9 protein-coding genes are annotated in these 13533 nt (G+C 66.1%); all 9 read right to left on the reverse strand.

Translation table 11 applies throughout. From position 1 onward, the window contains the following. Window positions 1–196 precede the first annotated feature (196 nt). Window positions 197–2488 carry an EAL domain-containing protein gene (locus IE122_RS12225; RefSeq protein ID WP_229814091.1) on the reverse strand — a complete coding sequence of 764 codons (2292 nt, stop codon included), beginning with the start codon at window positions 2486–2488 and terminating at the stop codon, window positions 197–199. 229 nt (window positions 2489–2717) lie between these two features. Then, on the reverse strand, window positions 2718–4613 hold the full coding sequence (locus tag IE122_RS12230) for an XrtA/PEP-CTERM system amidotransferase (protein WP_189621461.1): 1896 nt from the start codon (window positions 4611–4613) through the stop codon (window positions 2718–2720). Window positions 4614–4625: 12 nt separating this feature from the next. Further along, entirely contained in the window at window positions 4626–6185 is a 1560-nt protein-coding gene (gene xrtA / locus IE122_RS12235; protein ID WP_189621462.1) for an exosortase A, read from the reverse strand. After that, window positions 6175–7455, reverse strand: a complete 1281-nt coding sequence (locus IE122_RS12240) for a TIGR03087 family PEP-CTERM/XrtA system glycosyltransferase (protein ID WP_189621463.1) — start codon at window positions 7453–7455, stop codon at window positions 6175–6177. The genes xrtA and IE122_RS12240 overlap by 11 nt, the downstream gene beginning before the upstream one ends. Beyond that, window positions 7455–8531, reverse strand: a complete 1077-nt coding sequence (locus tag IE122_RS12245; protein ID WP_189621464.1) for a FemAB family XrtA/PEP-CTERM system-associated protein — start codon at window positions 8529–8531, stop codon at window positions 7455–7457. The genes IE122_RS12240 and IE122_RS12245 overlap by 1 nt, the downstream gene beginning before the upstream one ends. Continuing rightward, window positions 8528–9397 carry an XrtA system polysaccharide deacetylase gene (locus IE122_RS12250; RefSeq protein ID WP_189621465.1) on the reverse strand — a complete coding sequence of 290 codons (870 nt, stop codon included), beginning with the start codon at window positions 9395–9397 and terminating at the stop codon, window positions 8528–8530. The genes IE122_RS12245 and IE122_RS12250 overlap by 4 nt, the downstream gene beginning before the upstream one ends. 65 nt (window positions 9398–9462) lie before the next feature. Continuing rightward, window positions 9463–10701 carry an XrtA/PEP-CTERM system-associated ATPase gene (locus IE122_RS12255; protein ID WP_189621466.1) on the reverse strand — a complete coding sequence of 413 codons (1239 nt, stop codon included), beginning with the start codon at window positions 10699–10701 and terminating at the stop codon, window positions 9463–9465. Between the two features lie 24 nt (window positions 10702–10725). After that, window positions 10726–12459 carry a preprotein translocase subunit YajC gene (locus IE122_RS12260; RefSeq protein ID WP_308430418.1) on the reverse strand — a complete coding sequence of 578 codons (1734 nt, stop codon included), beginning with the start codon at window positions 12457–12459 and terminating at the stop codon, window positions 10726–10728. A gap of 32 nt (window positions 12460–12491) precedes the next feature. After that, the gene (locus IE122_RS12265; RefSeq protein WP_189621467.1) at window positions 12492–13520 is read right to left on the reverse strand and encodes a P-loop NTPase family protein; all 1029 of its coding nucleotides are present in this window, start codon (window positions 13518–13520) and stop codon (window positions 12492–12494) included. Window positions 13521–13533 lie beyond the last annotated feature (13 nt).

Below are 13533 nucleotides of genomic sequence, written 5' to 3' on the forward strand. Positions count from 1 at the left end.
CAAACCATCTGTTTGACTTCGCCTTTTCTTTTTTATGCGTCCACTTCGTGAATATATTCAGCGAAGTAAGATAGCTATTCAGCCACCCTTGGGACGACCTCCGATGTTACCGAGCATTTGACATTCCCCATGTGAACGACCGACAATTCGGTCGAACTCATGGATAACAAAGGGTTAAATGCTCGGCAAGAAAATTTTAACCGGTTCTTAAGGTTTCCCTCCGGCCCATCATCGTGATGAAATCGTCAAACGCGACAGGCCGGCTGATATAGTAGCCCTGGATCTGGTCACAGCGCAGGCGCTTGAGCAGGTCCAGCACAGCGGCGGATTCAACACCTTCCGCCACCACCTTGCGCTCCAGCGAGTGTGCCATTTCGATGATGGACTGAACCAGCAGGTAATCCTCGCGGTTGTTTTCCATCGCCGAGATGAAGACCTTGTCGATCTTGACCTCGCCCGCCGGCAAATACCGCAGATAGTCGATCGTCGCATTGCCGGTGCCGAAATCGTCGATCGAAAGCTTGAGCCCCATTTCGACCAGCGACTGCAGCATACGGAAAGTGCGCGAGCTGCGATCGAGGCGATCCGTCTCGGTGATTTCTAGCATCAGGTTGGCCGGTGCCAGGCCGTGGGTCTGAAGGCTGGCGCGGATCATTTCGGGCAGGCCGGGATTGCGCAGCAACTGTGCGGAGATGTTGACCGATACGATCAGATCGAAGCCCAGCCGGCGCAGCTTCACCGCCGAGCCGACCGCTTCGTCCAGCACGAAGCGGGTGATGCGCTCGATACGATGGTATTCTTCGGCGATTCGGATGAACTTTTCCGGGCTGATCGGCCCGCGTTCCGGATGCGACCAGCGCACCAGCGCTTCCATGCCGGTGATCCGGTTCGACGCCAGGTCCAGCTTGGGCTGATAGGCGACCCACACTTCGCCATTGTCGATCGCGCGATCGAGCGAGGTAAGCAGCGATATTTCCCAGTGCGCCTCGTGCTTGCGGCTATCGTGCTGATAGACCAGCTCGTCATTGCGAACCGCCTCTTCCGACGCCTGCATCGCGTTGGAAACGCGGCCGGCGACGGGGCGATCGAACTCGGAATCGAAGCCGCAGTTGAACGACAGGTCGATGTCACGCCCGGCAATCTGGATGCCGCTCTGGACGATCCGGTGCAGGCCTTCGAGATTGTCCATCAGGTCGAACGGGCTGCGGATCGAGGAGAGCCACAGGTACATGCCGCCTTCGTGATAGACGACCACGTCCGGATCGCTGATCCGGATCCGCCGCACCACTTCCGCTGCCACTTGCGCTTCGACCGGCTGCGCGAAACTGCCGATGATCGCGCCGTAATTGCGGATCTTGAGCGCGACGAGGATGCGATCGGCCGGTCCGTTCTGGTTGCGCAGCGCCTGTACGCTGGGCAGGCCCGATCCGGCATTGGTTTCGCCGGCGTTCTCCAGCTTGTCGAGCGACCGCATGCGGAACAAGGCGATGCCTGTCGCGGCAATCGCCGGGAACACATCGACTTCGACCAGCTTCATGTCGCAAACGAACGGGAACACGATCAGGATCGCGATCAGCGCGACCACGCGCTTCGCATCCAGCGAACTGCCCCGCTGCATACCGGTAAGCACGACGGCGAGCGCCAGGATCAGCGCGGGGAAGGCTCCAAGCCGGATAGGGATGCCATTACGCAAAGTCTCGGCGGCGATAGCGTAAAAGTATCCGCCGGGGACATGGCCTTGGCCAAGCAGCAGCCGGGTCGTGCCGAAAGCCGCAGCCGATGGATCTATGATCACATCGCGCCCAGCGATCACATCTGCATCGAACTTGTCGTTCAACACATCAATGTAGCTGACATCCGGAATGGAATCCGCCTGGATCGAAAAGTCGGGCCGGAATTCGCCGTCGGGTAGCGATTTAATCTCGGCAATCTTCGCAGGCATGCTGGGAATTTTGCCAGCCGCGCTGTTGGAGTAATAGAGGAGGCTGATCCCCATGTTGGATGTATGGAACATCGCGGCAAGGGAAACGGCTGCTTTTTGCCCACCAAAGGAGTTAAGCGGGACGGAACTGACGTAGTTGTAATGCTGCTCGGTGCTTTCGCCCGGTACGCCGAAGAAAATCTTATCGGGATACCGCGCGACGACTTCTGCAAGTTCGCCATCAAGTTGCGGGCCCGCCGTGTGGGTGTAAGCCCATTGGAAGAACACGCGCCTAGCCCCGGCCTTCAACAACGCGTCAGCAACGCGAGCGTCGTATTCCCGACCGATCTCGGAGGTCTTCAATTCGGCAACCGTACGGTCATCTTGTAAGACCATAACGATACGGCCATCGGAGCGGTGGCTGCGAACCATGTTGCGCGCCGCGATGATAAGGTCTTCCATCGGAGAATTCGCGGTCGGGCACAGGGCGAAGAACAGGCCGACTAGGCTGGCCCAGAGCACGATCCGCAGGCGCGGGTTTTTCCAGCGTTCGCGCAGTTTTTCCATGACCGCGCTCATGCCCCGGCCTCGCTGGCAGCACGGGCGGTCAAACAGCACGAGACAGGCCGATTTCTCAGCCTGTCTGCGTGGTTCTGAACCAGCCGGGTGCAACCAATTGCCTGCATGCTCTCTTTCGCAATGCCGATCTACAGGACCGCTCTAGGGCAATTGTGCTAAGATAGTGTTTAGTTAATTCGACGATCTGCCGTGAAATCCGGCGTCGCGAAGGGAGCCGTCAGGCGAGTCCCAGCACGGTAAATGACCGGTCGAGCATCAGCAGTTGCCACAGCAGCCGCGAATGATCGGCGCGGCCGGTGCGGTGCGCTTCGGCGATCGTCGCCAGTCGCCGGGTGTCGAACCATCCGGTCCCTGCCAGCGCCGCGCTGTCGGCAATCGCCCCGGCCGCCCCCGCCAGCGGCCCGCGAAACCAGCGCGCGATCGGGGTGACGAAGCCCTGCTTGGGGCGGAACAGGATGTCGTCGTCCAGGAACCGGCGCATCGTGTGCTTCATCAGCCACTTGCCCTGCCCGCCACGCACACGCAGGTTTTCCGGCAGGCTGGCCGCGAATTCGATCAGGCGATGGTCCAGCAGCGGCTCGCGCGCTTCGAGGGCGACCGCCATGCTGGTGCGATCCACCTTGGTCAGGATATCGCCCGGCAGCCAGAACTTGAGATCGGCGTACTGCGCCTGATCCAGCCCGGATCGCGCCGGAGCGCCACGCATCAGCGCCAGCATCTGATCCTCGGCCCGGTAATCGCCGCGCAAGCGCAGGTAGTCGGGCGAATAGAGGCTCTCGCGCAGCTCGGGCGGGGCAAAGGACAACGCCCGCGCATAGCCTTGCGCGCTGTCTCCGGCGAGCGAGAGCAAGGTGGTCTTGGCGCGCAGCGGCCGGGGTGCCCAGTCCGCCTTGGGATAGACCGCACCCAGCGCGCCGAACAATGGCCCGCGCAGCGCCTGCGGCATCAGCGCGCGCATGCGATCCTCGCCATGCAGGAACACCTGCCGCCGATAGCCCGCCAGCGCCTCGTCCGCGCCGTCGCCCGAGAGCGCCACGGTCACCGATTCGCGCGCGAGCTGGCACACCCGCCAGGTCGGCAGGGCGGAGGCATCGGCGAACGGCTCGTCGAACATCGCCGCGAGCGCATCCACCGCCTCGTAATCGTCCGATGAAACCGTGCGGCTCACATGATCGGTACGATACCGATCGGCGATGCGGCTGGCATAGCTCGTTTCGTCCAGTGCCGCGTCGTCGAACCCGATCGAGCAGGTGCGCACGGGCTGCGCGCTCGCCTCGGCCATCAGCGCGACAACGCTGGAACTGTCCACCCCGCCCGACAGGAACGCACCCAGCGGCACGTCCGCGACCATCCGCGACGATACCGCCTGCCGCATCAGGTGCAGCAGTTCCGCCTCCAGATCGGCAGGCTTGCCCTTGCGCCGTTCGCTGAACGACACGTCCCAGTATTGCACCGGCACCGGCATCGGCGCGCCGTGGCGCAGCAGCAGCGTGTGCCCGGCGGGCAGCTTGGTCACGCCCTTGAGCATCGAGCGCGTATCGGGGACGTAGCCCCAGGCAAGATAGTCCTCGACCGCCAGCGGATCGACTTCGCGCCGCAGCAGCGGATGCGCCAAAAGCGCCTTGAGCTCGGACCCGAACGCCAGGCTGCCATCGCTGAGCGGGGCCATGAACAGCGGCTTCACCCCCAGCCGATCGCGCGCCAGGAACAGCGTGCGGGCATCGCAATCATAGATCGCAAAGGCGAACATACCGTGGAGGCGGCTGACGCAGTCCGGCCCCCAGCGCTGCCAGGCGGCAAGGATCACCTCGCTATCGCCGTCAGTGCGGAACTGCGCGCCGTGCTGGCGCAGTTCGTGGCGCAGTTCGCGATAGTTGTAGATTTCGCCGTTGAACACCAGCATCGCCCGGCCATCCGGTGCCGGCATGGGCTGCGGCGATCCGGCCAGATCGATGATCGACAGCCGCCGATGGCCCAGCGCAACGCCCGGCGCGGTCCATACTCCGGCGCCATCGGGCCCGCGATGGGCGATGGCATCACACATCCGTGCGACCCGGTCAGGATCGACCGGCTTGGGCGTTTCGAGATGGTAAATACCGGCTATGCCGCACATGCGAAATCGATCCTATCGCAGCCGCGCCATGCGGTCCATCCACATATCGAGCGGGCCGCTGTCCTTTCTGAACCGGTCGATCGCGCGCTGGGCAGGAGCGCCGCGGCGGTCTTCGGCGGAAAGGATCAGCATCATCGTCGGCCGGGCGCGCAGCAGCAGGTGATCGGCCATCGCCGCCAGCTTGAGGCGGGCGTTGCTGGCGGTGGTCAGATCGCCGGTGCGGTACCAGGTGACGGCTACCCGCTCGACGTCAGTGCCACCCATCAGCCGCTCGCCTCGCCCGCCATCGACGCTGGTCGCGGCAGACTGCCAGGCCCAGGCGCTGTTGGGCATCAGCGCGCCTTGGCCAAAACCGCCCGCCTCGCGTCCTTCGCCCTGCCCGGCATAAAGCGCCAGGAATACGTCCACAACCATGCCATCAGGACCGGCATAGCGGCCTAACAAGCGGTGATCCGCACCCTCCGCGCGCGGTTCCCACCAGATGCGCGGGGTGTAATCCACCCGCTGCCACCCAGCCACCGCCGGCAGATCGATCCGGTCCGGCATCGGCGCGGCAAGGTCTTGCGCAGCCATTGCCCAGCCACGGGCCGTAACGACAACAAGGGCGATTGCGCAAAGCCCAGCGACTGGCGGGATGCTGGCGGCGGCGAGCCGGGTCAGCAGCGGGTTGGTGTTGATCGCCTCGGCATCGATCATCGCCGCGTCAGGGCGGCGGTCGAAGAACGGCCAGGCGGCGGCGATGACGATCGCCAGAACGACGGCGAAGAACACCCAGCCGTAGATGATGTGATCGATCCCGCCCGCCACTTCGACGCCGACGTACTGCGCTGCAAAGATGGTGCCCCACGCGCGCGCGCCGTTGGCAAGGATCGGCACGACCAGGCAGACCGCGAGCAGCACTGCCCGACGCACAGCGCTGACGAAACAGACATGCGCGGTCAGCACCCCGAAGGCGATCATGGCGATCAGGAACTTCACGCCGGAACAGGCTTCAGCGACCTGGAACAGGCCGGCGGGGGTATCGATGAACACCCCGTCGATCCGCGCGGGGATGCCGCTGAAGTGGGTCAGCGCGATCGTGATCTTGGCGGTCACCGTCTGCAGAAGCGGAACCAGCTCTTCCCCGACGGGGATCAGTAACGCCATATAGCAAAGGGGAAACAGCAGCCCCCAGGTAGCCCGCACACCCAGCAGCAGCGGCACGCAAGCGCCCAGCATGGCCACCGCCCCGGCCTGTCGCGCAAGGTCCAGCCCGGACAGCGCGCCGAGCAGCCACAGGAATGCCGCCCCACCCAGCAGGAGCAGCCCCGGCCACCACGTCTGCGGCGCGATCTGCGCCAGTTCGCGGCGGCGTTGCAGGGCCAGCCAGCCGATGATCGCCGGGATCAGCAGGATATGGTTGTACGTGGAAATGTCCCACCACTGCCGCAGCATCGCCAGCCAGTCGCCGCCGAACAGCACGATCAGCACCAGCCACGCCGCACCCAGTCGCAGCAGCGCCGCGCGCCATGGTGCGGGGACCGCCTGCCAGTCGATCAGGCGGCCGCTCAGGATGCGGGCGTCAAGCTGCATCGGCATGATGCCTCGTCGCCAGGCCAAGCCACCCGGCCAGGGGCGCGAGCGCCGCTTCCCAGCCGGCATGGCCGACGATCCAGGTCCGCGCGGCCGCCCCCATGGCATGTGCGCGGCCCGGATCGCCGGCAAGCGCGACAACGGCTTCGACCAACTGGTCGTCGCTATCGGCTATGGCGTAATCGTGCTGGTCCCGTGCCTCGATGCCGGTCGCGGCACCGGTGGTAAGCACCACAGGTAAGCGCATTGCCATCGCTTCGAGCACTTTGTTCTGCACCCCGCGCGCGATCTCCAGCGGCACCAGCGCGATATCGGCGGCGGCCAGCCAGGGGCGGACATCGGGCACCTTGCCCCAGACATGAACCCCGTCGCGCCCGTCGAGCGCGGTCAGCGCCGCAACCGGGTTGCGACCAACGATGTGGAGGCTGGCCCCCGGAATCCGGGCGCGGATGCGCGGCAGGAGCCGTCGGATCGCCCGGAGCGCCGCGTCGACGTTGGGGGCATAGTCCATCTGCCCGGTAAAGATCAGGCGCGGCCCGTCATGGCCGGCAAGGCGCGGTTCGGGCAGCACATTTTTCGCATCGAACAGCGCGCTGTCGATGCCGTTGCCCATCGCCGCGACCCGGCCCGCCGGGGCCGTCTTGTCGAGCCGTCCGCGAAACAGTGCCGCCTCCTGCGCGCTGATGAGCAGCGTGTGATCGGCAAGGCCCGCGATGCGCGCTTCCTCAGCGGCCAGCAGGCGCGCCTCGCGCTGTTCCATCCAGCCGCGAAAGCCCCCGCTTTTGGCGGCATAGGCCTCAAACTTGGCGGAATCGACATCGACCAGATCCGCGACGATGCGGCCGTCGAAATGCGGCGGCAGATATTGGCCCATCTGCCCCGAGAAGAGATAGATCGCGGCGATCGGCCGGGTCCGCAGCACCTCTGCGATATAGCGCGACAGGCGGGCGTCACGGAATGCGGCCAGGCTGATCGGCTTGGCCGTAATCAGTGCCTCCATCCCGGAGCGTGCCAGCGATTTGGTGCGCGGCAGCAGGCAGTGGCTGGCGGCCAGCCCGGCCAGCGCGCGTTCGTGGGCCATGTCATCGGCATCGTCCGCAAAGGTCGCGACGTGTACCGGCCCCAGCCGTGCCAGCGCCTGAAGCACGTTGAACGAGCGGATCTTGTCACCGCGATCCGGCGGAAAAGGAATGCGGTGCGACAGGAACAGGATTTCGGGCCGGACTGCGCCGGAACCACCTGCCCCTGACGGCACGGGAACCGCGTGCATCATCCGATACCGCGCGCGATCAGCGGGCCCAGCCGGTTGGCAATAGCCAGCGGCAGCTTCTGCCACAGCCTGATCTGCAGCGCGACCCGGGCGCTGGTCGGATCGGCATCGCGCGCAAGTGCGCCGGGAGCCGTCCAACCGGCGTAGGTCAGCGGCTCGGGCTCGAAACCCCAGTTGCGCTTGAAATGATAGGCCCCGCTCAGGGTCTTGGAGCGGCCGAAATCGAACCGGGCGCAGCCCTTCCGGCGGGCGTGCAGCATCAGTTCGTAATACATCCGGTCGTTGGCCCGCAGCGCCCGCGCATCGCGGGTGCCGCCGCCCCAATAGGGCATGACAGCGCCGTCATGGTAGAGACTAAGGACCCCGGCCACCGGACGCCCCTGATGCCAGACGGTCAGGATATCGGCATCCGCGCCGAATCCGTCGAGCACACTGTCCAGCAAGGCGCGCGGGAACACCGGGGTGCCGAGGTTGCGGTAGCTTTCGCAGAACACCGCATAGTGCGCGGCGCGGTCCCCCTCTTCGCGGCCGACGCGGACATCAAGGTCGATGCCGAGCGAACGGCGTACCTCGGCGCGCTGCTTGCGCGGGATGGCGAGCAGTTCCGCCTCGTCGTCTGCCGCCAGCGGCCGGGCGAAATTGCAGTGAGACTCGGTCTTGAGCGTCCAGCCTCCGCCCGCATCAGGCAACGCACCGCCGCGCAGTTCGATGGCGGGGCAAGACAGCCGCAGTGCCAGTTCCTTGGCCGCGCGGAATAACGCAGCGGGATCGGCACCGGGAGTGGCCAGCAGGCCGCCACCGACGGCAAACCCGCTGGATGCCAGCACCCGTCCGAATACCGGCGAATGGATCGCATCGAGCGGCAGCAGCCCGACGACTTCCCCGCCCCGTTCCTCCACCAGCGCAAAAGCCCGGTTGCCCGTGGCCTGCGCGACCGAAACGAACCAGCAGGGCCGATGGAACGGCGTACCGTGCGGGTGGGCCAGCACGAAGGCATCAAGCCGGCGCAGTTCGTTGACATCGCCCAGATCTGCCAGCCGGATGGTCCCGGCATGGGGTTTGAACGGCGCGTTCATGCCGCCATCCTCATCGCCCGGGCTGCTTCGCGCGCGGCCAGATCGTCCATCCGGCCCCAGCGGAATTCAGCCACGAGTTGGCGCAGCTTGGCTTCCATGACCGCCAGGTTGGTATAGTGGCGGATGCGCGAACGCAGCGGCGCGTTATCGATGCGCGGCTGGGCGGCGTCGATCTCCCAGGGGTGGAAATAGAACACCGCCGGCCGGCCTTCGCGGTTCACCTGGCGGATCGCCCAGCGCGAAAAACCGTAAGGCAGCACGCGGAAGAACCCGCCGCCGCCCGCCGCCAGCCGCCGACCGGCAAACAGCGCCGTGGTCACCGGGATCTCAATCAGGTCCGATCCCGGCAGCGGGTGAAAGGCAAATCGCGGCGCATCACGCCAGCCATAATGATCGTGCACCACCGGGGCGACGCTGGAGCTATAGGCATAGCCCTGTTCGGCCAGCACCTCGAAGGCCCACGGCGTGCGGGCATCGATCGAGAAGCTGGGGGCGCGATAGCCGGTCACGGGCGTGCCCGCCGCGTCCTCGATCGCCTTGCGGCTGCGGGTCAGATCCTCGCGAAACGCAGCGGCACCAAGCCGGAACACGCGATCATGATCCCAGCCGTGGCTGGCGATTTCGTGCCCGGCAGAGACGATCCGCCGCATCAGCGCCGGGTGCCGCTCTGCCACCCAGCCCAGCGTGAAGAACGTGCCCTTGACGCCACCGGCATCGAACAGCGCCAGGATAGCGTCGCAGTTACGCTCGACCCGATCGGCCAGACGCGGCCAGTCGTCCTTCGCGATCACCGTCTCGAAGGCACCGACCTGGAACCAGTCCTCGACATCGACGGAAAGACCGTTGACCGGCCCGGTGGCATTCATCGCGTGGCACTCCGCAAGCAAACGGGTCTTGGCAGAGCCGGGTGTTCGGCCCCCGTCAGGAAGGATCAGGCGGCCTGGCGCGTGCCCTCGCCGCCTTCGATCCATTCGATCAGCATCGTCAGGGTATGGCGCAGGGTGGTTTCCTGTTCACCAAGGCGCGCTTCGAGCCGGGCGGCGCGATCGTTGACCTCTGCCAGTTGCGCCTGCAGCGCGGCCACTTCGTCAGCGCCCGCAGCCGGCTCGGCAGCCTCCCGCTTCTCGGAAGCGGCGGCCAGTTCGACGACGGCCTGCTGCAATTCCTCGATCTGCTGATCGCGTTCCGCCAGCGCGGTCTCGATCAGCGCCACGGCATCGGCGGCATCGAACGAAGGCACCGCTTCGACCGGATCGCCGGCATAGGCTACCGGCGCGCTGAACGCGGCCGGTGCGGGCGCGATCGGTGCGGCAACGGGTTGAGGCTGGGAAGCGACCGGCGTCACCAGCGAGATCGAGCCGTCATCGTTCAGTTCGTCGAGCACCTGGCGCAGCATCGTGCTGTCGATCCGGGTGCGCTTGTCCACCGCCCCCAGCAGCAGCAGGCGGTTGACGATCTGGTTGATCCGCCGCGGGATGCCGCCGGTTGCCTCGTGAATTTCGGAGAATACCCGCTGATCGAAGCTGGGATTGCCCTTCCAGCCGACGCAGGCCATGCGGTGCTCGATGTAGGGCTGCACTTCCTTGGCATCCATCGCCGAGAGGTGGTGCGTGGCGATCACCCGCTGGCGCAGTTGCTCCAGCCCCTGCGATTCGAGCAGCGTCTCGCGGAATTCGGGCTGACCCAGCAGCAGCGTCTGCAGCAGCGGATAAGCGCCGAGCTGGAAGTTCGACAGCATGCGCAGTTCTTCCAGCGCGCCGACCGACAGGTTCTGCGCCTCATCGACGATCAGCAGGCAGCGGCGACCGGCGCGCGCTTCCTCATGCAGAAACGCCTCGATGGCGGCGAGCGCGCTGGCCTTGTCATGGCCGGCGATATCGAGGCCGAAGGCATGGGCGACGACGTGGACGATCTCCTCGCCGTCCAGCGCGCTGGTGACGATATGCGCGGCGGTCAGCCGGGCCGGATCGATCGTGGCCATCAGGTAAGCCACCAGCGTGGATTTGCCCGCGCCGACTTCGCCGGTGATGACCACGAAGCCTTCGCCCTGCGCCAGGCCATAGCCCAGGTAGGACAGCGCTTTGCGGTGTGTGCCGCTTTCGAAATAGAATGCCGGATCCGGCGTCAGTTGGAACGGCCGGCCATCGAGCCCGTAGAAATCATCGAACATATGCTGTCCCTCTTATTTTCGGGCTCAGAAGCCGTAACGCAGGCCCAGCAGGGCCGATGCTGTCCAGATATCGTCGATCGCCGCGTCCTTGCGGCTGATCCCGTCGATGCCGACCGCTGCCGTGGCGCGCAGACGCCGCGTCAGCATGCGGTAGTAGCTGGCGGTTGCGCCGTAGCCGGTAACGTCGCCGGCCAGCGGATCGCTGGTGGTCAGCCAGTTGGCATAGGCGTTGGTGGACCACCCGGCGGAATCGCCCAGCGCGCCGCTGAGGTAGGCCGCCAGCCAGTAGTTCTCGTCCAGCACCCCGTTCGCTGCGGCCAGTACAGTGCCGCTGGCGGCGATGAACTTGCGCCGGTCGTAACCCGCGCCGATCCCGGCGTTCAGTTGGCCGATGCGCATGGTGTAGTTGGCGGCGATGCCGCGCGCGCGGAAGGTGGACGAGCGGACCGAACCCAGCGCGCCGCCGAAGCAGCCGTTGCCGTCCAGCGTGTTGACGCAACTGGTGATGTTGCCGGTCAGCGGATCGCGGACCACTTCGAAATCATCGGGCAGCTTGTCGAGCACGCGGTTCACCTGCCCCCCGAAGCCCGCGATGTTGTCATAGACCGCGACCGACAGCGCGCTGCGATCATTCGGGGCATAGCTGAAAGTCCCGCCATAGCTGGTCGACCCATAGCGTTTGCCGACATAGGCGCTGAGCGCGGTACGCGCGCTGGGACGCCACATCACGCCCACTTCCCAGGTCAGGCCGCTGACATCATAGGCCAGCACCCGGGGGGATGACTTGTCGGTCACATAGCGGCCATCGCTGCCGATGATCGGATCGCCGTCCTCATCGCGCCTGGCATCGCGCGAGGAAACCTCGACGTCCTCGTAACCGATCGCGCCGGTCACCTGGACGGTGCGGCTGACCGGAACAGTCACCATGCCGCGCCCCTGCATGTCGCGCACGCGCTGGTCGAGGTTGGAGACGTCTTCCTGGTAGAAGCTGCCGGCGACCGCCAGCCCGACCGGCAGCACCGTGCCCGGTGCCACGCCCGCTTCGGCATCGGCAACCTGAACCGTGCTCTTGTCGAACACGTCCGCCGCCGCGCCGGTCGGGCTGGCGCGAAACGCATTGTCATTCTCCACCTTGGTGAAGCCGGCGCGATAGTTGGCGGACAGATTGACATCGCCGGCACGGGTAGTCAGCGAGGGGCCGCCGTAGATCGAATAGATGTTGGTGGTGGATTCGTCGTCCACGAGGCCCGAGCGCACCGCCGCGCCGCCGTTTTCCACGTTGGCCTGCGTCGCCAGCGCGCCGGCTTCGATAGTGAAGCCGGGGATCACCGTGGCATAGCCGCGCGCGATGCCGCTGATGACATCGCCGTCGCGGGCGTTCTTGCCCCAGCCGAAGTGGCGTTCATAGCGGACCGAGGCCGAAGCGGCGTTATTGCGCCCGCTGATGCCAAGATCGACGCCGACCGCTGCCTGGGTATAGGTCAGCACATCGTTGCCCGGCGAAAGCTGGGCATCGACGATCTGGTCGAGTTCCAGATACGGGGCGATGTAGACCTGCTTGCCGCCCTTGCCGCCCCGGCCGGACTTTCCGGCGCGCTTCGAAGCCTTGTCGTCCGGTGCATAGACCGGCTGATCCTCGCCCGAAGAGCCCGACGAGCCGACCGTGTCATAGCCGATCGATTGCGCCGGCGCGGTCTGCGGCATGACGCCGCCGATGCCCAGCGCCGCGATCACCAGCAGCGACGATGCCGGTTTCAACGATGCGGATGTGCGTTGCGCAAACATGCCGATCATCCCCTGTAGCCGTAATAGGACCCGAAGCGGCGGCCGCTCGGGCTGAACTGGGCTGCGTTCAGCAGCAGTTGGACATTGGGACAGGCCCCCAGCAGCGTGACGCAATCGTCGAGCGCGCCCTGCCCGGTGCGGTCCGCCCGCACCACGACCATGGCTTGGCCGACATACTTGGCGAGTTCGGCGGCGGGCGATGCCGCCAGCGCCGGCGGGCTGTCGAAGATGACGATCCGCTGCGGCGCGCCTTCGGTCAGCCGGTCGAGGATCTTGGCGGTGCGCGAGGAAGACAGATATTCGCTGTCATGCGCGGTGGTATCGCCGGCGGGGAGTACCCACAAGCCCGGCACATCGGTGCCCAGCACGCATTGCGCGACGTCGATCCGCTCGTCCATCAGCGCGTCCATCAGGCCGGGGCCACCGGGCAGGCCCAGCGCCGAGAGGATCGACGGCTTGGCGAAATCGGCATCGACGAGCAGGACCTCGCTCTCCTTCTCGGCCGCGATCGACAGCGCCAGGTTGAGCGCGCAGTAGGTCTTGCCTTCGCCCGGATGGGGCGAGCTGACCAGGATGCGCTGGGCGGCTGCACCGGGCATCTTGCTGCGCAACTGTGCGCAATTGACCAGAAGCTGACGCTTGATGATGCGGAATTCTTCGAGCAGCGCGGTCACCGTGCCTTCCGGCACGATCAGCCCCTGCTCGCGCAGACGCTCCCGATCGACCGGGTGATGCTTGCCATGGAAGGCCACCGGCGCGGCGTCATCCGTCACCGGATGGCGCACCGTTTCCGCCGCAGCCGGAGCGGGCTCTGGCGGGATCGGTGCGGGCGGCGGCGTTGCTGCCGCCTTGCGCGGGGCGACGGGCTGGCGCGCGGGGGCGGCCGGCGGCGTCGGGATCGGCGGGGCGATGAAGCTGTTGAGATCGAAACGTCCGCCGGCCCGCTCGATCAGCGATTCGCGGCGCGCTTCGCCACCATCGGCCGGGGTGCGCGAGGTTGCGCCGGGCATGGGGATCTTGCTGTGTTCGGTCATTGCGCCATGCTCC

The sequence above is a fragment of the Novosphingobium colocasiae genome, assembly GCF_014652555.1.
GTDB lineage: Bacteria > Pseudomonadota > Alphaproteobacteria > Sphingomonadales > Sphingomonadaceae > Novosphingobium > Novosphingobium colocasiae.

Excerpts from the sequence above, each read along its gene's own strand:
- IE122_RS12230 (WP_189621461.1), bottom strand. The coding sequence starts at position 4,613 with ATGTGCGGCATAGCCGGTATTTACCATCTCGAAACGCCCAAGCCGGTC.
- IE122_RS12265 (WP_189621467.1), bottom strand. The coding sequence starts at position 13,520 with ATGACCGAACACAGCAAGATCCCCATGCCCGGCGCAACCTCGCGCACC.
- IE122_RS12250 (WP_189621465.1), bottom strand. The coding sequence starts at position 9,397 with ATGAATGCCACCGGGCCGGTCAACGGTCTTTCCGTCGATGTCGAGGAC.
- IE122_RS12240 (WP_189621463.1), bottom strand. The coding sequence starts at position 7,455 with ATGCACGCGGTTCCCGTGCCGTCAGGGGCAGGTGGTTCCGGCGCAGTC.
- IE122_RS12255 (WP_189621466.1), bottom strand. The coding sequence starts at position 10,701 with ATGTTCGATGATTTCTACGGGCTCGATGGCCGGCCGTTCCAACTGACG.
- xrtA (WP_189621462.1), bottom strand. The coding sequence starts at position 6,185 with ATGCAGCTTGACGCCCGCATCCTGAGCGGCCGCCTGATCGACTGGCAG.
- IE122_RS12225 (WP_229814091.1), bottom strand. The coding sequence starts at position 2,488 with ATGGAAAAACTGCGCGAACGCTGGAAAAACCCGCGCCTGCGGATCGTG.
- IE122_RS12245 (WP_189621464.1), bottom strand. The coding sequence starts at position 8,531 with ATGAACGCGCCGTTCAAACCCCATGCCGGGACCATCCGGCTGGCAGAT.